The following is a 24,397-nucleotide window of genomic DNA, read 5'->3' on the forward strand; positions in this document are numbered from 1 at the left end:
ACAGAAAAATGACGATCGATCTCAAAGGCCGGGTGGCCGTGGTCACCGGCGCATCGCGCGGTATCGGCTATTTCACCGCTCTCGAACTGGCCAAGGCCGGAGCCCATGTGGTTGCCTGCGCCCGCACCGTCGGCGGTCTCGAAGAACTTGACGACGCGATCAAGGCGGCGGGCGGCTCGGCGACGCTGGTGCCCTTCGACCTTGCCGACATGCCGGCGATCGACAAGCTCGGTGGCGCGATCAACGAACGCTGGGGTAAGCTCGACATCCTCGTTGCCAATGCCGGCGTGCTTGGCACGATCTCGCCGATCGGGCATGTCGAGGCGAAGGTGTTCGACAAGGTGATGAACATCAACGTCAACGCCACCTGGCGGCTGATCCGTTCGCTCGAGCCGCTGCTGATCAAGTCGGATGCTGGCCGTGCGCTGATCCTGTCGTCGAGCGCTGCACACAAGTGCAAGCCCTTCTGGGGGCCCTACTCCGCTTCGAAGGCTGCGGTCGAGGCTCTGGCCCGTACCTGGGCCGGCGAGACGCAGCGCCTGCCGCTGCGCATCCTCTCGGTCGACCCCGGCGCCACCCGTACGGCGATGCGCGCTCAGGCGATGCCGGGCGAGGATCCGGAAACCGTGCCGCATCCTTCGGAAGTCGCAGCCAAGCTGCTGCCGCTGGTTGGCCCCAACCAGACCGAGACCGGCAAGCTCTACATCGTGCGCGAAGACAAGATTGTCGACTACCGGCTGCCGGAATAAGCTTCGTCACACCGCTCAAATGAGAAAGGCCACCGTGTCGTCACGGTGGCCTTTTCATTTTGGGCATTGCCGGTCGGAAGGCCGATTCACGCCTCTCGCGGACTTGCGTTAGTCCTTGTCGCCCGGCAGGCCGTCGCCGCCGGTCGAAGGATGGGCCGGCCAATCGCCGCCATATTTGCGCTGCCAGGATCGCGCACCGAAGGGCAGCGTGACCAGGTAGCCAAGCGCCGTCACCGCCATCGTTTCCCATGTGTAGGTCATCAGCGTCGCGACGTAGAAGACGACGCCGAGGATGGCCGGCAGAACGAGGTCGCGGCGCACGCGGCTGTTTTCCGACTTGCCGGACCAGACCGGCAGACGGCTGACGAGCAGGAAGGCGATCAGCACCGTGTAGGCGGATGCGATGAGCGCGAAGGTGCGTTCTGGCGCCAGGCCCAGGAGGCCGAGATAGACCGGCAACAGCACCAGCATGGCGCCCGCGGGCGCCGGCACGCCGACGAAATATTCCGACTGCCAGGACGCCTTGACCTGGCGCTCCGCCATCACGTTGAAGCGGGCGAGCCTCAGGCCCATCGCGATCGCGTAGATCAGTGCCGCGATCCAGCCGATCGAACGCGCCTGGTCGAGGATGAAGACATAGAGCACGAGGGCCGGCGCGACACCGAAGTTGATGATATCGGCGAGCGAATCCATCTGGCCGCCAAAGTTCGACGTCGCCTTCAGGGCGCGCGCGACACGGCCGTCGATGCCGTCGAGAAAGGCGGCGAGCAACACCATGGCAACGGCAAGCTCGATGCGGTTTTCAAAGGCGAGCCGGATACCCGAGAGGCCGGCGCAGATCGCGAGCACGGTGATCAGATTGGGGATCATCAACCGCAGCGGGATTTCGCGCAGCCGTGGGCCGCGCGCGGTATCGCTCGAGCCGCTGGCGTCCTCGGACGCCTGCCGCGTGTCGATCGGTTTTTCCTGTTCAGAGCCTTCCATAGACACTCCTTATGCGCGGCGGCTGATGACCGGGCCCTTGGCCGAGCCAAACTCGGCGAGCACGGTTTCGCCCGCAACGGCAGTCTGCCCGACGCTGACGCGCGGCTCGGAGCCGGCCGGCAGGAACACGTCGAGACGCGAGCCGAAGCGGATCAGGCCGAAGCGTTCACCGGCCTCCAGCGAGCCGTTCTCATACTTCCAGCACAGGATGCGGCGGGCAACGAGACCGGCGATCTGAACGACGCCGATGGCGCCGTGTTTTGTATCGATCACCAGACCGTTGCGCTCGTTCTCCTGGCTCGCCTTGTCGAGCTCGGCATTGACGAACTTGCCGGCGCGATAGGCGACGCGGGTGATGGTGCCGGCCATCGGCGCGCGGTTCACGTGGCAGTTGAACACATTCATGAAAACGGAGATGCGCAGCATCGGTTCCGAACCGAGGTTCAGTTCTTCCGGTGGCAGGACCGTCGCGATCGACGACACGCGACCGTCGGCCGGGCTGATCACCAGATCGTCGTCGAGCGGCGTCATGCGCTCGGGGTCGCGGAAGAAGTAAGCGCACCACGCGGTCAGCACGAAGCCGATCCACATCAACGGCTCCCACAGGAAGCCAAGCACCAGCGACACGACGAAGAAGATCGCAACAAAGCGGTAGCCTTCCTTGTGCACCGGGACGAGTGTGTTGCGGATCGTATTGACCAGGCTCATGAACTCTACTCCAGATTTTCCGTGGAACGTGATCGTTTTCTATAAGTTAGCGCGGGATGCGGACGGAAAACCGCAAACGCTTTTCCTGCCCCCCGCTCTAGCGCGAAATGTCCCGGCGGGCAACGTTGCCCGCCCGGTAGCGACAAAACGCGTCGCGCTCAGCAAAGAAAAAGACGCCATCAAACCGCCGGCTCGCCGCGGGTGACGATGCCGAGATCGTCGCTCTCGCGCACGCGCTTCAGTTGCTCTTCGGCCTGCGTCGCTTCGCGCTGGCGGCTCCACATCGAGGCATAGAGGCCGTCGCGATCGATCAGCTCGCCATGGGTGCCGCGCTCGGCGATGACGCCGTCCTTCAGCACGATGATCTCGTCGGCGTTGATGACGGTCGAGAGCCGGTGCGCGATGACAAGCGTCGTGCGGTTGCGCGAAACGACGTCGAGTGCCGACTGAATCTCCTGCTCCGTGCGCGTATCTAGTGCCGAGGTCGCCTCGTCGAGGATCAGGATCGGCGGCGCCTTGAGAATGGTGCGGGCGATCGCAACGCGCTGCTTCTCGCCGCCCGAAAGCTTCAGGCCCCGTTCGCCGACCATGGCCTGGAAGCCCTCCGGCAGCGTGCGGATGAACTCGGCGATCTGCGCGGCTTCGGCCGCCGCCTCGACTTCGGCTTCGCTCGCCGAAACGCGGCCATAGCGGATGTTGTAGGCGATGGTGTCGTTGAAGAGCACCGTGTCCTGCGGCACCATGCCTATCACCGAGCGCAGGCTCTTCTGCGTCACTGTGCGCACGTCCTGGCCATCGATGGTGATCGCCCCTTCCTGCACGTCGTAGAAGCGATAGAGCAGCCGCGAGAGCGTAGACTTGCCGGCACCGGAGGGGCCAACGACGGCGACCGTCTTGCCGGCGGGCACTTCGAAAGTGATGCCCTTCAGGATCGGACGCGCCGCGTCATAGGCGAAATGCACATCCTTGAAGGCGATGGCGCCCTTGCCGATGACAAGTTCGCTCGCATTCGGGCGATCCACCACTTCGGCGCGCACGTCGAGCAGGTCGAACATATGCTCGATGTCGGTGAGCCCCTGACGGATTTCGCGGTAGACGAAGCCGATGAAGTTGAGCGGGATCGCAAGCTGGATCAGCATGGCGTTGATGAAGACGAAGTCACCCAACGTCTGCTCGCCACGCTGCACGGCAAGCGCCGACATGATCATCATCACGGCCGTACCGGCGCCGAAGATCAACGCCTGGCCGAAGTTGAGCCAGCCGAGCGACGTCCAGACCTGGGTCGCCGCCGCCTCGTAGCGTTCCATCGACTTGTCGAAGCGACGGGCTTCCATCTCCTCGTTGCCGAAATACTTGACCGTCTCGAAGTTCAGCAGCGAGTCGATCGCCTTGGTGTTGGCGTCGGTGTCGCTGTCGTTCATCGAACGGCGGATGGCGATGCGCCAGTCGCTCGCGCGCACGGTGAACCAGATGTAGAGCCAGACGGTGACGGCGGTGACGAGGAGATAGCTGAAGCCGTAGCCCCACCAGAAGATCACTGCCGTCAGCAGGAATTCGATCAGGGTCGGAACGCTGTTGAGGATGGTGAATCGGACGATCGTTTCGATGCCCTTGGTGCCGCGCTCGATGACGCGAGAAAGCCCACCGGTGCGCCGCTCCAGATGGAAGCGCAGCGACAGCTGGTGCATGTGCACAAAGGTCTTGTAGGCCAGTTGCCGGACCGCGTGCTGACCGACGCTTGCAAACAGCGCATCGCGCAGCTGGTTCAAGCCGGCCTGCAAAAGACGCGCGAGGTTGTAGGCAAGCACCAGCATGACCGCGCCGGTCGTGAACACGGGCAGAAAGCCCAGGACATCCGGCTTGCCGTTCAGCGCATCGGTTGCCCATTTGAAGGAATAGGGAACGAGGATCAGGACGACCTTGGCGATGATCAGAATGACCGTCGCCCAGATCACCCGAAGCTTGAGATCGGCCCTGTCCGATGGCCACATGTAGGGCCAGAGATTGGCGATCGTATGCAAGGGATTGCTGGTATCGGCCGAAACGGTTTTCTTCTGGGGTGCCACGTTCTGATCCGCTCTTACGTTTGCGCGCTTGGAGGCAGATTGTTGCGCATCCAAGCTCTGCGCCGAGCCTTCCCTGTAAACGAAGACCTGCGGCGCCGTCATCACCGTTCAATGAAAAGCGGCGCCCTGTCGAAGGCGCCGCCCTTGGTCTGGAGATAAGCATCCGTCGCAGCCGCCGCAATGTCGGCGGCCGCCGATCGGCTGCTTATTGCTCTTGTTTCATGTGCTTCTTGTGAATTTCCCGCGATTCGTCGTCCGGCAGCGCCTTGTCCGGCACGCCGAAGACCTGACCCGGGCGAATGCGGTCCGGATCCTCGATCTGGTCCTGGTTGGCGAGATAGATCGTGGTGTAGCGCAGGCCGGCGCCGTAGACGCGACGCGAGATCTGCCACAGCGTATCGCCGCGGCGGATGATCACCGAACTCTTGCTCTCCTTGAGCGGAGCCTGCTCGAGCGTCTGGGGCTGGTCGGGCGAGGCTGCAACGGCCGCGGTTTCGGTCGCCGACTGCGCCGGTGCAGCGTCGTTTACAACTGCGCTTCCAGCACCCATTGCCTTTGCCAGTTCGCCCGGAGCCGGGGCATTGTCCTTCGGCTGGGCCTTCTCGGGCGACGCCGGCGTGGCGCTGCCCTGCTCGGCAAGGACCGCACCAACCGTTTCATCAACCTTGGCAAGTGCCGTCGCCACGCTCGATGCGTCCTGAGGTGCAGCCTTCAGCGCCGCGAGCGCACTTGCGGAGGCCTTTGCGGCCCGCGTCGCGGAAGCGACGAGCGTCTGGTCGGAACTGTCGGCGAGGCGGAAATCGGCAAGCGACTTCAACGCAATCTCGGTCGCCGAACGGGCGGCGGCCAGTTGCTCGCCGTTCGGCACCTTGCCATTGGCATAGAGACCCTTCAGCAGCGCGAGCGCCTTTCCAGCTTCCGCACGCAGGCCATCGAGACCCGCGGTTGCGGACGGCGTGCCCGAAGGTGCCACGGCCGCGACCTGCGATCCGGCGGGCCGGTCGAAGGGAACCGAAGCGCGCATCACGACCTTGGTGCCATCCTCGTTCAGCATGTCGGCCCGAATGATGTGGCTGCCCACCGTCAACTCGATCTGGCCGTCGACGACGAAGTGGCCCTTGTCGTCGGCTTTCATTTCGCCGACGAGCCTGTCGTCGGCATAGACGCGAACCAAGGCGCCTGCCTTGGCGCTGCCGGCAACGAACATCTTGCTGCCTTCGATCTCGACGGCGCTCACCTGCAGGCCCGGCACGCCAGAAAGCTTGGCCGGCGCAGTAGCGGTATCGACCGCCTGCGGCGTTGCGGAAGCAACCTCGGCCGGCTTGGCGTCCACAGCCGCTGTCCCCTCCACCGTATCCGGCGTCGTGATCAGCCGGCTCGCCATGCCGGGCTTCGAGACCATGGCAAGCAGTTGACCGGACGGATCCTTGGGAACAGAAACGGTCGCGACCTCCTCGGAGCTCTTCACCGCACCGTTTTCGCCGGTGCTGCGCAGCGTGAGCTGATGGTCACCCGCCGGAAGCGGATCGTCGAAGACCGCGGCAAAGTCGCCGGTCGCGCCGACATCAGCGGTGCCGACCACCGTATCGCCGCTCAGGATCTCAAGCTTCGAATTCGGCTGGGCATGGCCGGCGATCACCGTCGAGCCATCGGGCTCCACGCGCAACACATCGAAACCGGGAATGGCGGGATCGGTTGCAGGCGCATTGGCGGCAGTCGCCGCGTCGGCCTTCGACTGTTCCTGCTGCGGCGCAGCATCCGACTTTGCTGTCTCGGCAGAGGCGCCAGCCGCCTGCGGGCCACTGGTCGCAGGCGTCGCCTCGGTCGACTGTGTCGCGGTGCCTGCCGCCTGCTCCGCCGTTGGCTTCTGGCCGTCGTCGCGCAAGTTCGGTTGAATTACGAATACCATCAACGCTGTTGCTGCCACGAGGACAGAAATGGCCACCCAGCCGGCCTTATTTTTGATCATGCCACTCTCCACACGGAGCGGAGCAACGCTCCGCGCATGCCCTCTCATCGGCCTGCGGTGCGGGCTTGCGCCGTCATTATAGCGCAACAGCAAGCAACTCGTCCGATTTCTTCAATCAATCACTGAAATTGCTAGCGATTCGCGATTCGGCATACAAGCAGCCGAAGGCACGGCAACCCACAGAAAGCCGGGTTTCCCCTCATTTTTCTTGACCCATGCTGCGCTGCAATGTTTTTTGGGGGGCATGAGCACCGAGAACAGCACGATTCGATCCATCTGCGTCTATTGCGGGTCACAGCCGGGACGCGACAATGCCTACATGGAGGCCGGCCGCGCGCTCGGCCGCTCCATCGCCGATCACGGGCTTCGCCTGGTCTATGGCGGCGGCACACGCGGCATCATGGGAGCGGTCGCCAGCGGCGTGCTTTCCAACGGCGGCGAAGTCACCGGGATCATCCCTGAATTCCTGATGGACAAGGAAGCGACCCGCCATTCGCTCGGCCAACTGAACGAACTGATCGTCACGGCCGACATGCACGAGCGCAAGCACACGATGTTCGAACGCGCCGACGCCTTCGTGGCTCTGCCGGGCGGCATCGGCACGCTTGAAGAGATCGTCGAGATCATGACCTGGGCGCAGCTCGGCCGTCACCGCAAGCCGATGGTCTTCGGCAACATCAACAATTTCTGGAGGCCGATGATGGACCTCCTGCAGCACATGCGCGAAGAGGGCTTCGTCCACACGGCGCATCTGGTGCAGCCGCTCGTCGTCAACGATGCCGCCGACATCGTGCCGACCATCCTGGCGGCCGCCAACGGCGGCAACGGCCGCGACGGCGAAGCCGAGATCATCTCCAAGCTTTGAGAAACCTGTTCAGCCAACAAAAAAGGCGCGCCCCCGGCGCGCCTTTTTTGTTTCTATCGCAACCGACCTTATTCGGCCGGGCTTGCCTGCAGGGCGCGGCGCGCCCTGCTTTCAGCCAGCATCGCGCCGGTATAGATCACCAGCGCCGCCCAGATCAGGCCGAAGGCGATGAGCTTTGCCGTACCGAAGGGCTCATGGAAGACGAAGACGGCGATCACGAAAATCATCGTCGGCGCGATGTACTGCATGATGCCGATGGTCGAGAGGCGCAGGAGCTTGGCGCCATTGGCATAGATCATCAGCGGCACGGCCGTGACGATGCCGCAGGACAACAGCCACAGGACGTCGGCCATGCCGGTGTCACCGAAATGGCCCTGCCCCGTCGTCTCCAGCCAGATGATGTAGCCGATGGCCGGAACGCTCAGCAGCAGGACTTCCAGGAAGAAGCCCTGGTTGGGGCCAACCGGCAGGGTCTTGCGGAAGAAGGCGTAGAAACCCCAGGACAGGCAGAGGCCGATCGACACCCACGGCAGACCGCCGGCATCAAAGGCGAGCACGGCGACGGCGGAAGCAGCGAGCGCGATTGCGACCATCTGCGCCGGGTTCGGCCTCTCCTTCAAAAGCACGGCGCCGAGGAAGATCGAGAAGAGCGGATTGATGTAGTAGCCGAGCGCGGTTTCGATGGCGCGGCCCGCCCCGATTGCCCAGACATAGATGCCCCAGTTGATGGTGATGAGCACGGCAGTCAGTGCGGCCATGCACAGCATGCGCGGCGAGCGCAGTGCCGTCTTGATATCGTCGGTGCGCCCGAGCCAGAGCAGCACGAGACCTGCGAGCGGCACCGACCACACGATCCGGTGCGCCACCACTTCCGGCGCCGGGATATGGGCGACAGCCTTCATGAAGAACGGCAGGAAGCCCCAAAGCAGATAGGCGGTCAGCGCGAAGGCAAAGCCTTGTGCGGAATCGGTATTTTCGGCGGGTGCTTTCGGCTCGGCCATATCATCTTTTCCTGGTGTTTTGCCGGAGAGCCCTGGCGGCAACGGCCGCTCACCGGTCAGAAGGGAGGGCACAGCCAGTCGGCCGGCACGATCTCCCATTGGTGCGTCCTACCCCAATGGCCGGTGATGCACCAATTCATTTCCGTGAAGGGAGAATGAGTTTTGCTCACCCTCCCCCGGCCAGTTCATCAGCGTTACCGGGCCGATCGCCGAAATTACTCGGCGGCGATCAGCCCGACGTGGTCGCGGTTCTTGAGCAGCTTGAAGACGATGCTGTCCATCAGCGCCTGGAAAGACGCATCGATGATGTTGTCGGAGACCCCCACGGTCCACCAGCGTGCGCCCGTGCCATCGGTCGATTCGATCAGAACGCGGGTGATCGCCTCGGTCCCGCCATTGAGGATACGGACCTTGTAGTCCGCGAGCTCCAGGTCTTCGATTTCCGACTGGTACTTGCCGAGATCCTTGCGCAGCGCCAGGTCGAGCGCGTTGACCGGGCCGTGGCCTTCGGCGACCGACATCATCGTCTCGCCGTCGACGACCACCTTCACCACCGCTTCCGACACCGTCTTCAGATGGCCGTTGGCGTCGAAGCGGCGCTCGACCATCACCCGGAAGCTTTCCACGTGGAAGAAATCCGGCACCGTGCCGAGAATGCGGCTGGCGAGCAGCGCGAAGCTCGCATCCGCCCCTTCATAGGCATAGCCGGTCGCTTCGCGTTCCTTGACGATGGCGATCAGCTTGTCGAGCTTCGGGTCGTCCTTGCTGACGACGATGCCGCGGCGCTTCAGTGCGTTGATGAAATTGGCCTTGCCACCCTGGTCGGACACCATGACCTTGCGCAGGTTGCCGATGCTTTCCGGCACCACGTGCTCATAGGTGCGCGGATCCTTGAGCAATGCCGAAGCGTGGATGCCGGCCTTGGTTGCAAAGGCCGACGCGCCCACGTAAGGCGCCTGCTGGTCTGGCGAGCGGTTCAACAGCTCGTCGAAGGAATGAGCGAGCTTCGTCAGCTCCAGCAAGCGGTCGGCATCGATCGCCGTTTCGAAGCGGCTGGAATAGGTCTCTTTCAAAGCAAGCGTCGGGATCAGCGTGACGAGATTGGCGTTTCCGCAGCGTTCGCCAATGCCGTTCAGCGTGCCCTGGATCTGGCGTACGCCGGCCTCGACCGCCGCAAGCGAATTGGCGACCGCCTGGCCGGTATCGTTATGGGCATGGATGCCGAGATTGGCGCCGGGCACGCCGGCAGCGATCACGGCCGCAACGATCTCGCGCACCTCCGGAGGCTGCGTGCCGCCATTGGTGTCGCAGAGCACCACCCAGCGCGCGCCGGCGTCAAAGGCCGTCTTCGCGCAGGCGAGCGCATAGGCGGGGTTGGCTTTGTAGCCATCGAAGAAATGCTCGCAATCGACCATCGCCTCGCGACCGGAGGCGACCACCGCCTCGACCGAGGCCCGGATGTTGTCGAGGTTTTCCTCGTTGGTGCAGCCGAGCGCCACTTCGACGTGATAGTCCCAGCTCTTGGCGACAAGACAGATGGCGTCGCTCTTGGCCGCGAGCAGCGCCGCGAGGCCCGGATCGTTCGACGCCGAAACCCCGGCGCGCTTGGTCATGCCGAAGGCGACGAAGGAGGCCTTCTGGGTGCGCTTGCGCCCGAAGAACTCCGTGTCGGTCGGGTTCGCGCCGGGATAGCCGCCTTCGATATAGTCCATGCCGAACTGATCGAGCAGGCCGGCAATCGCAATCTTGTCCTCGACGGAAAAGTCGATGCCGGGCGTCTGTTGCCCGTCTCTCAGCGTCGTGTCGAAGAGGTAGATGCGTTCCCTGGTCATGGCTCTCGTCCAAATATGCTCGGTTTACTTTTGCTCGGTCTTGCCTGCGAACTGGTCCGTGGCGCGGATCAGCCGGTCGAGGATGCCCGGCTCGGAATAGGCATGGCCTGCTCCCTCGACCAGATGCAGCTCTGATCCCGGCCAGGCCTTGTGCAGCTGCCAGGCGTACTTCGCCGGGCACGGCATGTCGTAGCGCCCGTGGATGATGACGCCGGGAATGCCGTGCAGCCGTTGGGCGTCGCGCAGCAATTGGCCCTCTTCCATCCAGCCGGCATTGACGAAGAAGTGGTTCTCGATCCGCGCGAAGGCGTCAGCATAATCGTCGTCAGCGAAGGGCTCGCTGGTTGCGAGCTCCGGCAACAGCGTGATCGTCTCACCTTCCCAGATGCTCCAGGCCTTGGCGGCCGCAAGGCGTGTCGCCTTGTCCTCGCTCATCAGGCGGCGATGATAGGCGTGCATCATCTCGTGGCGCTCGTTCTCGGGAATGGGCGCGATGAAACGCTCCCACTTGTCCGGGAACATCTCCGAGACGCCGAACTGGTAGTACCAGTCGAGCTCGGCCTTGGTCAGCGTGTAGATGCCACGCAGCACCAGTTCGGAAACCCGTTCCGGGTGCTTCTCGGCATAGGCAAGCCCCAGCGTCGATCCCCAGGAACCGCCGAAGACCAGCCACTTGTCGGCGCCGGCCATCTCGCGCAGCCGCTCGATATCGGCGACGAGATGCCAGGTGGTGTTGGCTTCGATCCTGGCATTCGGCGTCGACTTACCGCAGCCGCGCTGGTCGAACAGCGTTACGTCGTAGAGCGTCGGATCGAACAGGCGGCGGTGGTTCGGCGAGATCGTGCCGCCTGGCCCGCCATGCAGGAAGACGGCAGGCTTAGCGCCCGGCGTGCCGGCCTTTTCCCAATAGATGGTATGACCGTCGCCGACCTCGAGGTGGCCCGACGCATAGGGTTCGATTTCCGGATAAAGCGTACGCAGAACAGTCGTCATTTTCAGTCTTTCGTGAGCGGCCAGTGCACGGTGTCGTAGTCGGGATGCTGGCGGTTGGTTTCGAGAACGATCAGATGGCGGGTCGCCGAGACCTCGCTACCGTCATCCGTCTCCCTTGGTGGCAAGCCCGCGAGCCGTGAGAACCATATGACGCGGGATTCGACGCCGGACTGGTAAACGGGCTGTACGTCATCGGGGTCGTCGAGCGAGCCGAGCGCGATGTTGATGAAGTTCTCGTCGGGCATATCGTAGAACAGCGGCGTGCCGCAATCGCTGCAAAAACCGCGGCGCACCAGATGCGACGAGCGGAACCAGGACGGCTGGCCCCGGGTAATGTCGAACGTGTCTCGGGACGCATTGGCGAGCGGCATGAAATAGTTCCCGGTCGCCTTCTGGCACATGCGGCAATGACAGATATGCGGGTCCGCAAGCACGCCCTCGGCGCGGTAGCGCACGGCGCCGCATTGGCATCCGCCCGTATAGATGCGCGCGATGGTCACCGGAATGCTCCCGAGGGATGCCATTGATCGGTCTCGTGGTCGGGATGCTGGAACGAGATGATGCTTTCCTGCCTGGCGTAAAAATCCTGATCCTCAAGCACCGGCTGCTCGAAGATCGTATCGACCCAGGGCAGCCGCGAGGCGTGATTGACCTGGATTTTCGGCGCCAGATCGGTGCGATCGTCAAAGGTGCCGATGGCGATCTCAAGGCCACCCGGATGCCGATACGTCATCGGCGTTCCGCATTTCGGGCAGAAGCCACGGTCGATGTTGACCGAGGACTGGAAATAGCTCGGTTCGTCCCGCACCCATTCGACGCCATCCTTCGGCGCCGTCACCAGCGCCGAGAAGAACGAGCCGAACTGTTTCTGGCACATGCGGCAATGACAGATCGACGCGCGTCCGAGTTCACCCTTGATCCGGAAGCGGACCGCGCCGCATTGGCATCCACCTGTTCGAACGTTTTCGGTCATCGCTTCTCCTCCGGGGGCCAGGTCTCGGTGTCGTGGTCGGGATGCTGATAGGAAACGAGATTGGTCAGGAACTCGATTGCGTCCGGATCTTCCAGCGTATGAACGCCAGGCAGATCGGCAACGTGATCGACATAGGGCAGCTTACCCTCGACGCCCCATTGGATGGTCGGCACGATGCCTTGCGGCTCGTCGAAGGCAGCGATCGCCAGCGCCATGCCATCCGGTGCCTCGTAGGTCAGCGGCGTGCCGCAATCGGCGCAGAAGCCGCGGCGCGCGGCGTTTGACGACTGGAAGCGCTTGGGCTCTCCGCGGGTCCAGGTCACATGCGCGCCGCGAACCGAAACCAAGGGCATGTAGAAGTTGCCGCTCGCCTTCTGGCACATGCGGCAATGACAGACGGATGCGTCACCGAGCTTGCCCTCGACGCGGAAACGGACCGCGCCGCATTGGCAGCCGCCGGCATAATAGGGCCTGTTGTCGAGACTCATCGCAACTCCTCCTTAGCCCGGCGCGTGGCAGACGGCTTCGATATTGTTGCCGTCGGGATCGAATACGAAGGCCCCGTAATAGTCCGGGTGGTAGTGCGGTCTCAGCCCCGGCTTGCCGTTGTCACGTCCGCCGACGGCAATCGCCGCTTCATAGAAGGCATCGACCTCGGCGCGGCTGCGCGCCGAAAAGGCGTAGTGGCGGCCCGGGCCTGCCGCGGCCGTCTCATGCAGCCAGAAAACCGGCCGCTCGCGGCCATAACCGCCGACCTTCACGCCGCCGGTGTGCTCCAACGGCACCATCATCAGCAAGGAGGCGCCAAGCGGAGCAAAGGCCTTGTCGTAGAACGACTGCGCCCGGTCGAAATCCGCGACGGGAATGCCCGTATGGTCGATCATCGCACGAACTCCTCTTTCATGCATGCGCTCCGCTTTTCGCTGCCCTTTCAGATGCCCTGTCCGAACCGATCAGAGCAATCGGACAGGGCTCTGGGGGCGGCCCACCGTCACCGTTTGATATCCCAGGTCGTCACCCGCTCGCCGGTTGCCGGATCCTTGCCGTCCTTCAGCTGAACACCGCGCGCCAGCAGATCATCGCGGATCTTGTCGGCTTCCGCGAAGTTCTTCGCCTTCAGCAGTTCCAGACGGGCCCGCACGCGGCTGTCGATGTCGCGGACCAGCCCCTCGTCGAGCTCGACCGCCTGCGGCACCACGCCGATCAGCGCAGCACTTGCGGCGAAGGTGCCGAGCAGTTTGGGATCGGTCGCCGCCTTCTGGGCGAGCGCATGGACCGCCTGGACGGCCGCGACCGTGTTGAGGTCGTCGGCAAGTGCGGCGACCACGGCCGGGTCGGCCTCACCCGTGGCGTCACCCGGCACCGGCCACTTGGAGAGCAGATGCTCTGCCTCTTCCAGCCGCTTCACCGAAAAATCGATCGGCTCGCGATAGTGCGTCATCAGCATCGCGAGCCTCAGCACGTCGCCCGGCCACTGGCGGCCGGCGAACTTTTCCGTGTGCAGCAGTTCGTAGATGGTGACGAAGTTGCCTTCGGACTTCGACATCTTGCGGCCTTCGACCTGCAGGAAGCCGTTGTGCATCCAGACATTCGCCATCACCTCGGTGCCATGGGCGCAACGGGATTGGGCAATCTCGTTTTCGTGGTGCGGGAAGATGAGATCCAGCCCGCCGCCGTGGATGTCGAAAACCTCGCCGAGATAGCGGCTGCTCATGGCCGAGCACTCGATGTGCCAGCCGGGACGGCCCCTGCCCCACGGGCTTTCCCAACCCGGTTCGTTGTCGCCGGAGAGCTTCCACAGCACGAAATCGCCGGGGCTTTTCTTATGCGCCTCGACGGCGACGCGGGCGCCGGCCTGCTGTTCGTCGAGGTTGCGCTTCGAGAGCTGACCGTAATCGGCCATCGACTTGGTATCGAACAGCACCTCGCCGCCCGCCTGGTAGGCGTGGCCCTTGACGATGAGCTTTTCGATGATGTCGATCATCTGGGCGATGTTGTCGGTCGCCCGCGGCTGGACATCAGGATCGAGGCAGCCGAGCGCCCTGGCATCGTCGAGAAACTGCGTTTCGGTCTTCTCCGTCACCCGGCGGATCGCGTCGTTGAGCGGCAGGGTCGGATAGTCCCGCAGCGCCCGCGCGTTGATCTTGTCGTCGACGTCGGTGATGTTGCGCGCATAGGTGACGTGATCCGCGCCATAGACATAGCGCAGCAGCCGGAACAGGACGTCGAAGACGATGACCGGCCGGGCATTGCCGATATGGGCATAGTCATAGACCGTCGGGCCGCAGACATACATGCGAACGTTGTCGGGATCGATCGGCTTGAACTCGATCTTCTCCCGCGTCAGCGTGTTGTACAGCTTCAGTGTCGGCGTTCCGCCCATTGCCATTCTCCAAGATGCATACGACCGTAAAATACCGCGCCCGGGAGGCCCGCGCGTTTGTCATCTTGGATTTTAGGAGACGAAAACGGCCAGGCCAGCGGAGCGCTAGCGAATAATGTTCCGGCAGATAATGCAGATAACCGTTTTCATGGCCTCACTTATCGCGCGTCACCCGATTTCGGTCAAGAGGTCAGCCGCGTGCAAGCACAGCCGACTATCGAAAGGATTCCGCGGTCATGGATTTGTCATGATTAGGCTTATCTGAGATCGCCATGCGGAAAACAGATTCGCGGTGTAGTTGGTAGCACACCACGAAATCCTGTCTCCGGAGAGCGAGGAGGAGCGTCGCTTTCGTGAAGACGTGCGAAAGCGGCAGTGTATCCGGTTCGGGAAAGCATCAAGGAGTGAGTGCAAGTGAAAGCCGCAAAGACCAAAGACATCACCAAATCCGCCAACCTCGTCGAACAGTATCGCCCGCTCGGCCTGAAGGCCGTACTTGCCGCAGCGTTGCAGGTGAAGGCGAAGCCGGCTGGCAAGCTGACCAAGCGGCCAGCCTGACGGTTCCGACGCTCTTTTCCTTAAAAGAGAGACATCTGCCCGCCATCGGGCTCGGTCGGCTCGTCCTTGCCCTTTAGCTGGGCATTCGCAACCGACCTGGGCGTGACGGCATCCTGGATTTCGGGACCGGTGTTGACGACCTTGTTGACCTTGTCCGAGACAGGGATCGCCTCGAAGTAGTCCTCCGCGACGGGGCCGAAGAGATCGGCAACCTCGCGCGGCTCCTGCGTCTTGCAATCCAGCCAGCGGGCAAAATCCTCGGGCTGGATAACGACCGGCATACGGTCATGGATCTGCCGGATCGAGGCGTTGGCGGCCGTCGTCAGGATGGCCGCTGTGTCGACCTCGGAGCCGTCGGCCGAGGACCAGGTTTCCATCAGCCCGGCGAAAGCGACGATGCCGCCCTTCCGCGGGCGCACCCAATAGGCCTGCGACGGCTCGCGGCTGCCTTTCGGCGGCCGGCGCCATTCGTAAAAACCGGAGGCCGGCACGAGAACACGCCGGTGGCGCATGGCGGCGCGAAACGAGGCCTTGTCGATTGCCGATTCGGCCCGCGCATTGATCAGCAGCGGAAAGTCACGCGGGTCTTTCACCCAGCCCGGCATAAAGCCCCAACGCACGAGCACCGCCTTGCGCTCCGGCAGGTTGCTGCCGGGTGCCGCGCGCTCGCCGGCCACGACAACCATGATCGGCTGGGTTGGCGCGATATTGAAGCGCGCCGGAAAGTCGTCGCTTTCCAGCAGGCTGAACAATTCCATCATTTCGTCGGGGGTCGCCGTCAGCGCAAAACGTCCGCACATGACATCGATGTGGCACTTCACGTAGGATGGGTCAACGCTACCGAGACGATTTGATTCCCTGATGCCGACCAAGCCCGAACTTGCTTCCTCCGTCATTCTAGAACGCGACGGCCGCTATCTGCTCGTTCGCCGGGCCAACCCACCGTCGGCCGACATGTACGCCTTTCCGGGCGGCCGTGCCGAGCCCGGCGAGACGCCGGCGGAGACAGCGCTTCGCGAATTGTTCGAAGAAACCGGCATCAAGGCGCGCGATCCGGTGCTGTTTGAAATCTACGATCTGCCAGGCAAGGAGTCCGAAGGGCGGCACTTCCTGCTTTCGGTGTTCCGGGCCGAGGCGGATGCCGACGCGGTTGCCATCGCCAGCGACGACGCGGCAGGGCTCGGCTGGTTCACGCCTGAAGAGATCTTCACCCTGCCGATCCCCGACAGCGTGCGCGAATGTGTGGAAAGACTCTCCGGCACCGGCGCGAACGCCGCGACATCCGGCGACGGCCTTGAAACCGCCGCCAATTCGGGCTTGATGAAATCATGATCCCTGTCCCGATCCTCGCAAGGCTTACGCTCGCCGGCATCGCCTTGACGGTCGCCACTGGCGCGGCGGCGCAAAAAACACCGACGAAAGAGGCGGCCAAGACCGAGACCGCAGCCCCTGCCCCGGCCGCCGTGGAAGAAAAGCCGACGCCCTATGACCAGCGGCTGATTCGACTCTCGGAAATCCTCGGCTCCGTGCACTACCTCAGGAATCTCTGCGTCAAGGAACCGGAAGACGTCTGGCGCCGCTCGATGCAGGATCTGATCGACAAGGAAACCGCCACTGAAGTCAAACGACGCGAGCGGATGACTGCCGCCTTCAACCGCGGGTACCGCACCTTCGCATCGGTCTATACGAACTGCACAGGCCCTGCGATCGTCGCCGAACAGCGATATCGTGCCGAAGGGGCAACACTTGCGTCAGAAATCGTCGCCCGCTTTGGAAATTAGCAATAAATTAACCTCTTTTCTCACGACCCCGTGTCGTTTCGGGAAAAGGCTGCTAAGTTCGTTAAGAGAGTGGTAAGAAGTGGCGAGTCCGTCACGGTCGTTCAGTCGGAGTTCAGCCGAACGGCCATAATATGAACCGCTTGCACAATGGAAGTCGCATGGAACGAATGATGGAACCAAGCCTGACCGACATCGATGACATGATCGTCCACGAGAAGATGCAGGCTGCGCTGGAACACCAGAGCGAGGCCTGGGCGGACGGAATGGCCGACGGTATCGAGCCGGAAATCATCGCCGATGCGGCCATTGCTCTTGCCATGCGGGAAACCGTTCGGCTTCATGGCGAAGACGGCGCCGAGGCAATGCTCAATTCGCTTCGCGAGCGCGTGCTCGCCGGCGAATTCTCGCCCCAGCGCACGATTCAGTAATATCAGGACTGCCCGATGCATCGGAATCTTGCAAACCGGACCCTTCCGGTTCGCCTCGCCACACTGCTGTTGGCCGGTGTCGCCTTGACCACCCCGGCAGCGGTTTCCCCCGCCTTCGCTCTCAGCGAATTGCAGGGCGCGCCGCAACCCGTTCCGGCCGAGCAACAGCCTGCCGCCGGCGACCAGAAGGCGACGCCGCCTGCCGCCGAACCCGTTGCCGAAGAGCCGGATGAGGAAGAGACGCTTCCGCTCGAAATCCCGATGCCCGACCCGCTGATCAACAAGTCGGCGACAGCCACCAAGGAAGATGCTCCCGAAGCTGAAGAGCCGGAGCCGACCGGGCCTGTCGAAGTCCTGACCGACGTTTCCAAGATTCCGGCGCCGGTCGCCCGCATGCGCGAGCTGATCGTCGAGGCGGCGGCTTCCGGCGACATCGAGCGGTTGCGCCCATTGCTCGGCAAGGGCCCGAACCAGACCCAGGTCACCGGCGTCACCGGCGACGAAGACCCGGTGTCGATCCTGAAGAGCCTTTCGGGCGACCAGGAAGGCGTCGAAATTCTCGCGATCCTGCTCGACGTGCTGTCGACCGGCTTCGTGCTGGTAGACAAGGGCACGCCGCAGGAGGCCTATGTCTGGCCTTATTTTGCGGAAAAGAAGCTTTCGACGCTGACGGCACCGGAAAAGGTCGACCTGTTCCGCCTGGTCACCGCCGGCGATTTTGCCGACATGGAAGAATTCGGCAGTTACAACTTCTATCGCGTCGGCATCATGCCGGACGGCAAGTGGAAATTCTTCATCGCCGGCGACTGAGCGCCGGCGACCTGCTTGCCGATGACAGCCGAACATCCTACCTCTTCGCCAAGAGATCGCCGGTGAGACCGGGGCCTGAGTCGGCCGCGGCTAACCAGGTGATCGTTTGCTAGGTTAGCGCGGGAGCCTCCCCTCCCGTCGAACAGGATTCGAACGATGCCCAGAGTTCGCCTCGACGATCGTGCGATCGTCTCCATTTCCGGCAAGGACGCCGAAGATCTTCTTCAGGGACTGATCACCACCGACCTCGACGCGCTTGCGCCCGACGAGGCGCGTCCTGGCGCGCTTCTGACGCCACAGGGCAAGATCCTGTTCGAGTTCCTGATCTCCCGCGATGGCGACGGCCTGCGGCTGGAAACGGCATGCGACCAGGCCGAAGCGCTGCTGAAGCGCCTGACGATGTACAAGCTTCGCTCGGCGGTAGAGCTTTCGATCGATGCTTCCCAGGCTGTTACCGTGATGTTCGACGAAGCTGCAGCTGAGGGTGCCTACCGGGACCATCGCTTCGAGAAGGCCGGCATCCCGGTCTTCCGCGCCTATGGCGAGCCGGCGGGCGACACGGCCGGCGCAGAAGACCTCGAACGGCTGCGGATCGCAGCGGGCATTGCAAATGCCGGTGCCGATTATGCGGTGCAGGACGCGTTCCCCCATGACGTGCTCCTGGACAAAAACGGCGGCCTCTCCTTCAAGAAGGGCTGCTACGTCGGTCAGGAAGTGGTGTCGCGCATGCAGCACCGCAGCACGCCGCGCCGCCGGGTCGTGATCGTTTCGGCGGACGCCGCCCTTCCCCCGACGGGAACGACGATTACGGCGAACGACAAGGCGATCGGCGCGCTGGGCACGGTGCAGGGCAAGTCGGCCCTCGCGATCGTGCGCATCGACAAGGCCGGCGAAGCCATGGCGAATGGGATCCCGCTGCTCGCCGGCGACGTGCCGGTGACAATGGTTCTGCCCGAATGGACCGGCCTCACCTTCCCGACCAGCACGGACGAGGCAAGCGCGTGACGGCGGCCCGCGCCTGGCAGCGCATGCTTTCCGGCCGAAGGCTGGACCTGCTCGATCCCTCGCCGCTCGATGTCGAGATCGGCGACATCGCCCATGGCCTCGCCCGTGTTGCCCGGTGGAACGGCCAGACCGCCGGCGATCATGCCTTCTCCGTCGCCCAGCACAGCCTGATGGTCGAAGATATTTTTCGCCGCAGCAACAAGTGCAGCACCGACGATTGCCTGCTGGCGCTTTTGCACGACGCGCCGGAATATGTGATCGGCGACATGATCTCGCCGTTCAAGGCGGTGGTCGGCGGCGGCTACAAATCGGTCGAGAAGCGGCTGGAAAGCGCCATCCACCTTCGTTTCGGCCTGCCGCCGCATTGCTCCAAGGAATTGAAGGACCGCATCAAGAAGGCCGATCATGTCGCGGCCTATTTCGAAGCAACGGTGCTTGCCGGCTTCTCCGTCGAAGAGGCGCGCAAGTTCTTCGGCCAGCCGCGCGGCATCACCCGCGAGACGCTGCTGATCGATCCCTTGCCGGCGGTCGAGGCGCAGCGCCTGTTCACCGAACGGTTCCTCACGCTGGAAGCGCAGCGCGTGCCCGCGCGCGCGGAAATCTGACATGCCCGGCATTATCGTTTCTCCGCTTTCCCGCATCGCCGAAATGGCCGTCCGCCATGGCTGCACCGAGATGATCAGCCTCGTCGCCAAGGGCCAGGATTTCCATCGCCCCGGCGTCATCGCCAAGGCGCGACATCTGACGCTCGGCATGAACGACATCACCTTTGCCGGCACCGGCGACCTCATTGCGCCGCAGGAAGACCATGTCCGGCAGATCGTAGCCTTTGCGCGCGAATGGGACCGTGCACGGCCGCTCCTCGTTCATTGCTGGATGGGCGTCTCCCGTTCGCCGGCAGCCGCCCTCATCGCCGCGCTCGCGGCCGAGCCGGACCAGGACGACGCGGAGCTGGTGCAGCGGCTGCGCCGCGCCTCGCCCTATGCGACCCCCAACAGCCGGCTCGTCGAAATTGGCGACGGCGTGCTCGCGCGCAATGGAAGGCTGATCGCCGCCGTTCGCGCGATCGGTCGCGGCGCGGATGCAGACGGCAATGCACCGTTCCTTCTGCCGCTTGCTTCCGAAGGAGCAGCCGTTGCCGATTGAGACGCAGCCGACAACGGTCGAGATCGGCCTCAATGCGGCGATCGTCGCCGTCGTCAACCGCAGCCCGCGCATCCTCGCCGTCAGCGAAAGTGACGGCGATGCGCGTGACAGCCTGCCCTTCGGTCCCTTCGATCCGGCGCTCCACCGGACCTTTGAGACGAGCCTGCGCGATCGCGTCGAAAAGCGTACGGCGCTGAAGCTCGGCTATATCGAACAGCTTTACACCTTCGGCGATCGCGGCCGTCAGCGGCTGCCGGGCGAAGAAGGCAAGCACATGGTCTCGGTCGGCTATCTGGCCCTGACGAGAACCGATGCCGAAAACACCGAACGGCTGGCCGAAGCCGGCGCGCATTGGCGCGACTGGTACGGCTACCTGCCCTGGGAGGACTGGCGGCAGGGTCGCCCGGCGGTGCTGGACCAGGCGCTCCTGCCGGCACTTGCCCGCTGGGAAACAGGTGTGTCCGGTGACGACCGAGCCGCCCGGATTGCCGGGCGCCGGGCGCGCATTCGCCTGGCCTTCGGCCTCGGCGATTTTCCCTGGGACGAGGAACGCGTGCTGGAGCGCTATGAGCTGCTTTACGAGGCAGGGCTCGTGCCCGAGGCGGCCATCGACGGCCACGGTAATGGCAACGACGTTCTGACCGCCGGGCTGGCGATGCGCCACGACCATCGCCGCATCGTCGCCACGGCAATGGCGAGGCTGCGCGGCAAGATCAAATACCGGCCGGTCGTCTTCGAACTGATGCCGCCCGAGTTCACGCTGACCGATCTGCAGGCAACCGTCGAAGCGATCTCCGGGCGCCACCTGCACAAGCAGAACTTCCGCCGCCTGGTCGAAGGGGCCGAACTGGTGGAGCCGACGGGGATGACGCTGTCTTCCACCGGTGGCCGGCCGGCCGCCCTCTTCCGCTTCCGCCGCCAGATCCTCGACGAGCGCCCCGCCCCGGGGCTCAAGGTCGGTGGGCGATGAGGGCAGTACCGCCCACCAAACGGCGGATCGGCACCTAAAAACCTCCACCAGAACGCCCTACATGTGCGGGGATGATGCTATAATCGATGCAGTGGGACGCGACCGAACTTTCGCTGCCCGCAAACCATGCGGCGTTTACGACCGAGGTGACAACCATGCTGCTCGTCCTGACCCTGCTTACGTCGCTGCTCGGCACCTCGCCCCAATCGGGAACCGACGAAAAGCCGAAGATGCCCGACTACTTCAAGAACCAACAGGGCGGCGGCATGCAGCCGCAGACAACCATCTGCAATCTCAACAGTCAGGACCTGAACGGGCAGTTTCGGACCTGCCGCTACGACTGCGGCACGCAGATCACCGTCGGCGAACGTTTCTCCTGCCCGTTCATCATGCAGCGTTGACGTTCAAAACCTCGGTTAGCTTCTGAAAAGACGCAACTCCGGACGGAAAACCGCTTCGCACTTTTCCTGGAGTTGGCCTCTTTTGGGCGCAACTCCGGACGGAAAACCGCTTCGCACTTTTCCTGGAGTTGGCCTCTTTTTGGCGCAACCCCGGACGGAAAACCGCTTCGCACTTTTCCTGGCGTTGCTTACCTTTCGATCACCACGTCAAGGCCGATGTCGAGCGTCGGGGCGGCCATGGTGATCTTCGAGGTCGAGATGTAATCGACGCCGCTCTCGGCGATTGCCCGCACCGTATCGATCTTGACGTTGCCTGAAGCCTCCAACCGCGTCCGGCGGGCATCGACCGCATAGGCGTCGGCGGAGAGCTGCCAAAACGCGCGGTTGACCGCAACGGCCTCGCGGAGCAAGTCCGGCCCCATGTTGTCGAGCAGGATGACGTCGGGTTGGGCCGTCAGCGCCTCGCGCATCTGATCGAGGCCATCGACCTCGATCTCGATCTTGACGAGATGGCCGCAATAGGCACGTGCCGCATGGACGGCGCTGGCGACGCCGCCGGATACGGCAATGTGGTTGTCCTTGATCAGCACGGCATCGTCGAGGCCGTAGCGATGATTGGAGCCACCGCCCAGACGCACCGCGTATTTTTCCAGCGCCCGCAGCCCAGGAATGGTCTTGCGGGTGCAGCAGACCTTCGCACGCGTGTGGGCGATCTCGTCGGCGAATTTCGCCGTATAGCTGGCGATGCCCGAGAGGTGCATCAGGAAGTTCAGGCCAACACGTTCGGCCGACAGCAGCCCGCGGGCGCGACCGGAGATCCGGGCGATCGCCGTGCCCGGCGCGACCCGGTCACCATCCGCCACCAATGCCTCGAAGCGGATCGATGGATCGACCAGACGGAAGGCGGCACGCGCAAGCTCCAGCCCGGCAACGACACCCGCATCGCGCACGTTCATGCCGGCCTTTGCGGTCAGCTCCGGCCCGATGGTCGAGAGCGTGGTAATGTCGCCGGCGCGGCCGAGATCCTCGTTAAGTGCGGCACGCACCTGGTCCTCGATCATCAGTGCGGGAAGTTCGGGGCGGAGGGCTGCGGTCATCTGCTTTTTCGTCCTTGAGTGTCGGTCCATGCAAGCGGCGCGCGTGAAATCACGCCGCTTCCGTCTCCGCCAGTTCGCTCGCCAGGCGGTTGGCGTCGGCGAGCGTCAGATAGGTGCGGCGGCGCCATTCCGGCTGTTCCTGTGGGCAATCGGCGCGGAAGTGACCGCCGCGGCTTTCCGCGCGCCGCAGCGCGCCGACGGCGATCAGCTTGGCCGTGGTAATAATGTTGGTGAAGCGCATGCGGGTGTTGTCGCGCTCGAGCTGTGCGATCTCGCGGATCGCCTTTACCAGGCTCTCGCGGGTTCGGATCACGCCGACGCAATCGCTCATCACATGGCGCAGGATCTTCAGTTGCGGGCTGTCCTCGACCGTCACCGGATCGTCATTCTCGCCGGCATTGTCGCCCCATTCGGTAAGCTGCGGCGTCGGCAGCGTGCCCTTGATGTTTTCGGCGATGCGGGCCGCAAAGACGACGGCTTCGAGCAGCGAGTTGGAGGCGAGCCGGTTTGCGCCGTGCACGCCGGTGGAGGTCACTTCTCCAGCAGCCCAGAGACCGTCGATCGAGGTGCGACCTTCAGCATCGGTGAGCACGCCGCCCATGTGATAGTGAACCGCCGGCACGACCGGGATGGCTTGCGTCACCGGATCGATGCCGGCCGCCATGCAAGAGGCATAGACCGTCGGGAACATCTCGGGGAAATGCTCGCCCACAGCCTTGGTGCAGTCGAGGAAGGCGCCGCGGCCGGCCTGGACCTCAGCAAAGACACCACGCGAAACGATGTCGCGCGGCGCAAGCTCGCCGTCCGGGTGGATATCGAGCATGAAGCGATGGCCGGCGGCGTTCAGAAGCTGGGCGCCATCACCGCGCAACGCCTCGGTCGCGAGCGGCGCCGGATCCTTGCCGATGTTGATCGCCGTCGGGTGGAACTGCACGAATTCCGGATCGGCGATGATCGCGCCGGCGCGGGCGGCCATGCCGAGCCCCTGCCCGCACGCTTCCCACGGGTTGGTCGTGACAGCATAGAGATGACCGATTCCACCGGAGCAGAGCACGACGGCACGGGCCGGGAAAGCCACACGCTTCTTCGACTGGCCGGCATCGGGCCGGGCGATGACGCCGGAGATGAACCGGCCTTCGCGTACAAGTTCCTCGACCACATAGCCTTCGATCACGCGGATCGAAGGCGTCCGGCGGACGGCGGCAATCAGCGCTTCCATGATCGCCTTGCCGGCCATGTCGCCCTTGACGCGGACGATGCGTCGCTCGGAATGGGCCGCCTCACGCGAGAGCAGCAGCTTGCCTTCGAGATCGCGATCGAAGGGCACGCCGTATTCGAGCAGATCGTGAATGCGCGCCGGGCCTTCGGCCACCATCATGCGCGTCATCTTCTCGTCGACGATGCCGGCACCGGCGGCCAACGTGTCAGCGACATGTTTCTCGAAGGTGTCGCCGGGGCTCATGGCTGCGGCGATGCCGCCTTGAGCCCAGGCCGACGAGGCGCCGTGGCCGATCGGGGCTGCGGCAAGGATCGTCACCGGTCTCGGGCTCAGTTTCAGCGCGCAGAAGAGGCCGGCCAGGCCGCCACCGACGATGACGATATCGTCAATCCCGTTGAAGGATTGCGGGCGGAAATGGTCGGTCAGCATGATTCATTCTCCTCCAATGCGCATGCCTGC

At 63.8% G+C, this 24,397-nt stretch carries 27 protein-coding genes; 12 read left to right on the forward strand and 15 right to left on the reverse strand.

All coding sequences use genetic code 11. The annotated features are described in order from the left end of the window. Positions 1-8 precede the first annotated feature (8 nt). The gene (locus IB272_RS18195) at positions 9-749 is read left to right on the forward strand and encodes an SDR family NAD(P)-dependent oxidoreductase (RefSeq protein ID WP_034803992.1); all 741 of its coding nucleotides are present in this window, start codon (positions 9-11) and stop codon (positions 747-749) included. Positions 750-857: 108 nt separating this feature from the next. Here the strand turns inward: IB272_RS18195 and pssA are convergent, their stop codons facing one another. The 4 genes from pssA to IB272_RS18215 form a co-directional block, all read right to left on the reverse strand. Further along, positions 858-1,733: a CDP-diacylglycerol--serine O-phosphatidyltransferase gene (gene pssA, locus IB272_RS18200; RefSeq protein WP_060580935.1), complete on the reverse strand. Its 876-nt coding sequence runs from the start codon at positions 1,731-1,733 to the stop codon at positions 858-860. Positions 1,734-1,742: 9 nt separating this feature from the next. Beyond that, a complete protein-coding gene (locus IB272_RS18205; RefSeq protein WP_034803995.1) occupies positions 1,743-2,441 on the reverse strand; it encodes a phosphatidylserine decarboxylase in 699 nt (232 codons plus the stop codon). 179 nt (positions 2,442-2,620) lie between these two features. Then, on the reverse strand, positions 2,621-4,507 hold the full coding sequence (locus IB272_RS18210) for an ABC transporter ATP-binding protein/permease (protein WP_060580971.1): 1,887 nt from the start codon (positions 4,505-4,507) through the stop codon (positions 2,621-2,623). A 205-nt stretch (positions 4,508-4,712) separates the two neighbouring features. Next, positions 4,713-6,476 (reverse strand): LysM peptidoglycan-binding domain-containing protein, encoded by a 1,764-nt coding sequence (locus IB272_RS18215; RefSeq protein ID WP_060580936.1) that lies wholly within the window; start codon positions 6,474-6,476, stop codon positions 4,713-4,715. A gap of 244 nt (positions 6,477-6,720) precedes the next feature. Between IB272_RS18215 and IB272_RS18220 the strand changes: the two genes are divergently transcribed. Continuing rightward, entirely contained in the window at positions 6,721-7,341 is a 621-nt protein-coding gene (locus IB272_RS18220; RefSeq protein WP_034804006.1) for a TIGR00730 family Rossman fold protein, read from the forward strand. A 68-nt stretch (positions 7,342-7,409) separates the two neighbouring features. Here the strand turns inward: IB272_RS18220 and rarD are convergent, their stop codons facing one another. The 8 genes from rarD to cysS all read right to left on the reverse strand — a co-directional run bounded on the left by rarD (position 7,410) and on the right by cysS (position 14,523). Continuing rightward, positions 7,410-8,342: an EamA family transporter RarD gene (rarD, locus tag IB272_RS18225; RefSeq protein ID WP_034804008.1), complete on the reverse strand. Its 933-nt coding sequence runs from the start codon at positions 8,340-8,342 to the stop codon at positions 7,410-7,412. Between the two features lie 215 nt (positions 8,343-8,557). Further along, positions 8,558-10,174, reverse strand: coding sequence for a citramalate synthase (cimA, locus tag IB272_RS18230; protein WP_060580937.1), 1,617 nt, complete (start codon positions 10,172-10,174; stop codon positions 8,558-8,560). 24 nt (positions 10,175-10,198) lie between these two features. Then, on the reverse strand, positions 10,199-11,167 hold the full coding sequence (gene pip / locus IB272_RS18235; RefSeq protein ID WP_113135656.1) for a prolyl aminopeptidase: 969 nt from the start codon (positions 11,165-11,167) through the stop codon (positions 10,199-10,201). 2 nt (positions 11,168-11,169) lie between these two features. Continuing rightward, positions 11,170-11,691, reverse strand: coding sequence for a GFA family protein (locus IB272_RS18240; protein WP_034804013.1), 522 nt, complete (start codon positions 11,689-11,691; stop codon positions 11,170-11,172). Continuing rightward, positions 11,664-12,140: a GFA family protein gene (locus IB272_RS18245; protein ID WP_034804014.1), complete on the reverse strand. Its 477-nt coding sequence runs from the start codon at positions 12,138-12,140 to the stop codon at positions 11,664-11,666. The genes IB272_RS18240 and IB272_RS18245 overlap by 28 nt, the downstream gene beginning before the upstream one ends. Continuing rightward, positions 12,137-12,628, reverse strand: a complete 492-nt coding sequence (locus IB272_RS18250; protein WP_060580938.1) for a GFA family protein — start codon at positions 12,626-12,628, stop codon at positions 12,137-12,139. Before IB272_RS18250 ends, IB272_RS18245 begins: the two co-directional genes overlap by 4 nt. Positions 12,629-12,640: 12 nt before the next feature. Then, the gene (locus IB272_RS18255; protein WP_060580939.1) at positions 12,641-13,024 is read right to left on the reverse strand and encodes a VOC family protein; all 384 of its coding nucleotides are present in this window, start codon (positions 13,022-13,024) and stop codon (positions 12,641-12,643) included. 107 nt (positions 13,025-13,131) lie between these two features. Further along, positions 13,132-14,523, reverse strand: a complete 1,392-nt coding sequence (gene cysS / locus IB272_RS18260) for a cysteine--tRNA ligase (RefSeq protein WP_060580940.1) — start codon at positions 14,521-14,523, stop codon at positions 13,132-13,134. Between the two features lie 414 nt (positions 14,524-14,937). Here cysS and IB272_RS18265 point away from each other — a divergent pair, with 414 nt between their 5' ends. Further along, the gene (locus IB272_RS18265; RefSeq protein WP_164475065.1) at positions 14,938-15,081 is read left to right on the forward strand and encodes a hypothetical protein; all 144 of its coding nucleotides are present in this window, start codon (positions 14,938-14,940) and stop codon (positions 15,079-15,081) included. 20 nt (positions 15,082-15,101) lie between these two features. On the opposite strand, the gene IB272_RS18270 is transcribed toward IB272_RS18265, so the two are convergent. After that, entirely contained in the window at positions 15,102-15,881 is a 780-nt protein-coding gene (locus tag IB272_RS18270) for an SOS response-associated peptidase (RefSeq protein ID WP_060580972.1), read from the reverse strand. Positions 15,882-15,939: 58 nt separating this feature from the next. Between IB272_RS18270 and IB272_RS18275 the strand changes: the two genes are divergently transcribed. The 9 genes from IB272_RS18275 to IB272_RS18315 all read left to right on the forward strand — a co-directional run bounded on the left by IB272_RS18275 (position 15,940) and on the right by IB272_RS18315 (position 21,622). Continuing rightward, positions 15,940-16,413: an NUDIX hydrolase gene (locus tag IB272_RS18275; RefSeq protein ID WP_051659666.1), complete on the forward strand. Its 474-nt coding sequence runs from the start codon at positions 15,940-15,942 to the stop codon at positions 16,411-16,413. Continuing rightward, complete coding sequence (locus IB272_RS18280; RefSeq protein WP_034804029.1) at positions 16,410-16,862, forward strand: TIGR02301 family protein; 453 nt, start codon at positions 16,410-16,412, stop codon at positions 16,860-16,862. Before IB272_RS18275 ends, IB272_RS18280 begins: the two co-directional genes overlap by 4 nt. A 158-nt stretch (positions 16,863-17,020) precedes the next feature. Continuing rightward, positions 17,021-17,290, forward strand: coding sequence for a hypothetical protein (locus tag IB272_RS18285; RefSeq protein WP_089043914.1), 270 nt, complete (start codon positions 17,021-17,023; stop codon positions 17,288-17,290). Positions 17,291-17,305: 15 nt separating this feature from the next. Next, positions 17,306-18,100, forward strand: a complete 795-nt coding sequence (locus IB272_RS18290; protein WP_034804030.1) for a hypothetical protein — start codon at positions 17,306-17,308, stop codon at positions 18,098-18,100. Positions 18,101-18,256: 156 nt separating this feature from the next. Then, positions 18,257-19,105 carry a folate-binding protein YgfZ gene (locus IB272_RS18295; RefSeq protein WP_060580942.1) on the forward strand — a complete coding sequence of 283 codons (849 nt, stop codon included), beginning with the start codon at positions 18,257-18,259 and terminating at the stop codon, positions 19,103-19,105. Next, complete coding sequence (locus tag IB272_RS18300) at positions 19,102-19,710, forward strand: HD family hydrolase (RefSeq protein ID WP_034804032.1); 609 nt, start codon at positions 19,102-19,104, stop codon at positions 19,708-19,710. The genes IB272_RS18295 and IB272_RS18300 overlap by 4 nt, the downstream gene beginning before the upstream one ends. A gap of 1 nt (position 19,711) precedes the next feature. After that, complete coding sequence (locus tag IB272_RS18305; protein ID WP_034804033.1) at positions 19,712-20,251, forward strand: tyrosine phosphatase family protein; 540 nt, start codon at positions 19,712-19,714, stop codon at positions 20,249-20,251. Beyond that, positions 20,199-21,221 carry a hypothetical protein gene (locus tag IB272_RS18310; protein ID WP_060580943.1) on the forward strand — a complete coding sequence of 341 codons (1,023 nt, stop codon included), beginning with the start codon at positions 20,199-20,201 and terminating at the stop codon, positions 21,219-21,221. The genes IB272_RS18305 and IB272_RS18310 overlap by 53 nt, the downstream gene beginning before the upstream one ends. An 86-nt stretch (positions 21,222-21,307) precedes the next feature. Then, positions 21,308-21,622 carry a hypothetical protein gene (locus tag IB272_RS18315; RefSeq protein WP_034804037.1) on the forward strand — a complete coding sequence of 105 codons (315 nt, stop codon included), beginning with the start codon at positions 21,308-21,310 and terminating at the stop codon, positions 21,620-21,622. 188 nt (positions 21,623-21,810) lie between these two features. On the opposite strand, the gene nadC is transcribed toward IB272_RS18315, so the two are convergent. Together nadC and IB272_RS18325 are read right to left on the reverse strand one after the other, a co-directional pair. Continuing rightward, positions 21,811-22,719, reverse strand: a complete 909-nt coding sequence (gene nadC, locus IB272_RS18320; protein ID WP_060580944.1) for a carboxylating nicotinate-nucleotide diphosphorylase — start codon at positions 22,717-22,719, stop codon at positions 21,811-21,813. 49 nt (positions 22,720-22,768) lie between these two features. Beyond that, entirely contained in the window at positions 22,769-24,367 is a 1,599-nt protein-coding gene (locus IB272_RS18325) for an L-aspartate oxidase (RefSeq protein ID WP_060580945.1), read from the reverse strand. Positions 24,368-24,397 lie beyond the last annotated feature (30 nt).

The sequence above is a fragment of the Ensifer sp. ENS08 genome (assembly GCF_014852195.1).
Classification (GTDB): Bacteria; Pseudomonadota; Alphaproteobacteria; order Rhizobiales; family Rhizobiaceae; genus Ensifer; species Ensifer adhaerens.

What these genes read in the sequence shown, in the direction of transcription:
- IB272_RS18245 (WP_034804014.1), bottom strand. Translation starts at nt 12,140, where the DNA reads ATGACCGAAAACGTTCGAACAGGTGGATGCCAATGCGGCGCGGTCCGC.
- IB272_RS18290 (WP_034804030.1), top strand. Translation starts at nt 17,306, where the DNA reads ATGCATCGGAATCTTGCAAACCGGACCCTTCCGGTTCGCCTCGCCACA.
- IB272_RS18310 (WP_060580943.1), top strand. Translation starts at nt 20,199, where the DNA reads ATGCACCGTTCCTTCTGCCGCTTGCTTCCGAAGGAGCAGCCGTTGCCG.
- cysS (WP_060580940.1), bottom strand. Translation starts at nt 14,523, where the DNA reads ATGGGCGGAACGCCGACACTGAAGCTGTACAACACGCTGACGCGGGAG.
- IB272_RS18220 (WP_034804006.1), top strand. Translation starts at nt 6,721, where the DNA reads ATGAGCACCGAGAACAGCACGATTCGATCCATCTGCGTCTATTGCGGG.
- IB272_RS18205 (WP_034803995.1), bottom strand. Translation starts at nt 2,441, where the DNA reads ATGAGCCTGGTCAATACGATCCGCAACACACTCGTCCCGGTGCACAAG.
- IB272_RS18285 (WP_089043914.1), top strand. Translation starts at nt 17,021, where the DNA reads ATGGAACGAATGATGGAACCAAGCCTGACCGACATCGATGACATGATC.
- IB272_RS18305 (WP_034804033.1), top strand. Translation starts at nt 19,712, where the DNA reads ATGCCCGGCATTATCGTTTCTCCGCTTTCCCGCATCGCCGAAATGGCC.
- IB272_RS18280 (WP_034804029.1), top strand. Translation starts at nt 16,410, where the DNA reads ATGATCCCTGTCCCGATCCTCGCAAGGCTTACGCTCGCCGGCATCGCC.
- pssA (WP_060580935.1), bottom strand. Translation starts at nt 1,733, where the DNA reads ATGGAAGGCTCTGAACAGGAAAAACCGATCGACACGCGGCAGGCGTCC.
- IB272_RS18215 (WP_060580936.1), bottom strand. Translation starts at nt 6,476, where the DNA reads ATGATCAAAAATAAGGCCGGCTGGGTGGCCATTTCTGTCCTCGTGGCA.
- IB272_RS18195 (WP_034803992.1), top strand. Translation starts at nt 9, where the DNA reads ATGACGATCGATCTCAAAGGCCGGGTGGCCGTGGTCACCGGCGCATCG.
- IB272_RS18315 (WP_034804037.1), top strand. Translation starts at nt 21,308, where the DNA reads ATGCAGTGGGACGCGACCGAACTTTCGCTGCCCGCAAACCATGCGGCG.
- rarD (WP_034804008.1), bottom strand. Translation starts at nt 8,342, where the DNA reads ATGGCCGAGCCGAAAGCACCCGCCGAAAATACCGATTCCGCACAAGGC.
- IB272_RS18250 (WP_060580938.1), bottom strand. Translation starts at nt 12,628, where the DNA reads ATGAGTCTCGACAACAGGCCCTATTATGCCGGCGGCTGCCAATGCGGC.
- pip (WP_113135656.1), bottom strand. Translation starts at nt 11,167, where the DNA reads ATGACGACTGTTCTGCGTACGCTTTATCCGGAAATCGAACCCTATGCG.
- IB272_RS18270 (WP_060580972.1), bottom strand. Translation starts at nt 15,881, where the DNA reads ATGTGCGGACGTTTTGCGCTGACGGCGACCCCCGACGAAATGATGGAA.
- IB272_RS18240 (WP_034804013.1), bottom strand. Translation starts at nt 11,691, where the DNA reads ATGGCATCCCTCGGGAGCATTCCGGTGACCATCGCGCGCATCTATACG.
- cimA (WP_060580937.1), bottom strand. Translation starts at nt 10,174, where the DNA reads ATGACCAGGGAACGCATCTACCTCTTCGACACGACGCTGAGAGACGGG.
- IB272_RS18255 (WP_060580939.1), bottom strand. Translation starts at nt 13,024, where the DNA reads ATGATCGACCATACGGGCATTCCCGTCGCGGATTTCGACCGGGCGCAG.
- nadC (WP_060580944.1), bottom strand. Translation starts at nt 22,719, where the DNA reads ATGACCGCAGCCCTCCGCCCCGAACTTCCCGCACTGATGATCGAGGAC.
- IB272_RS18325 (WP_060580945.1), bottom strand. Translation starts at nt 24,367, where the DNA reads ATGCTGACCGACCATTTCCGCCCGCAATCCTTCAACGGGATTGACGAT.
- IB272_RS18295 (WP_060580942.1), top strand. Translation starts at nt 18,257, where the DNA reads ATGCCCAGAGTTCGCCTCGACGATCGTGCGATCGTCTCCATTTCCGGC.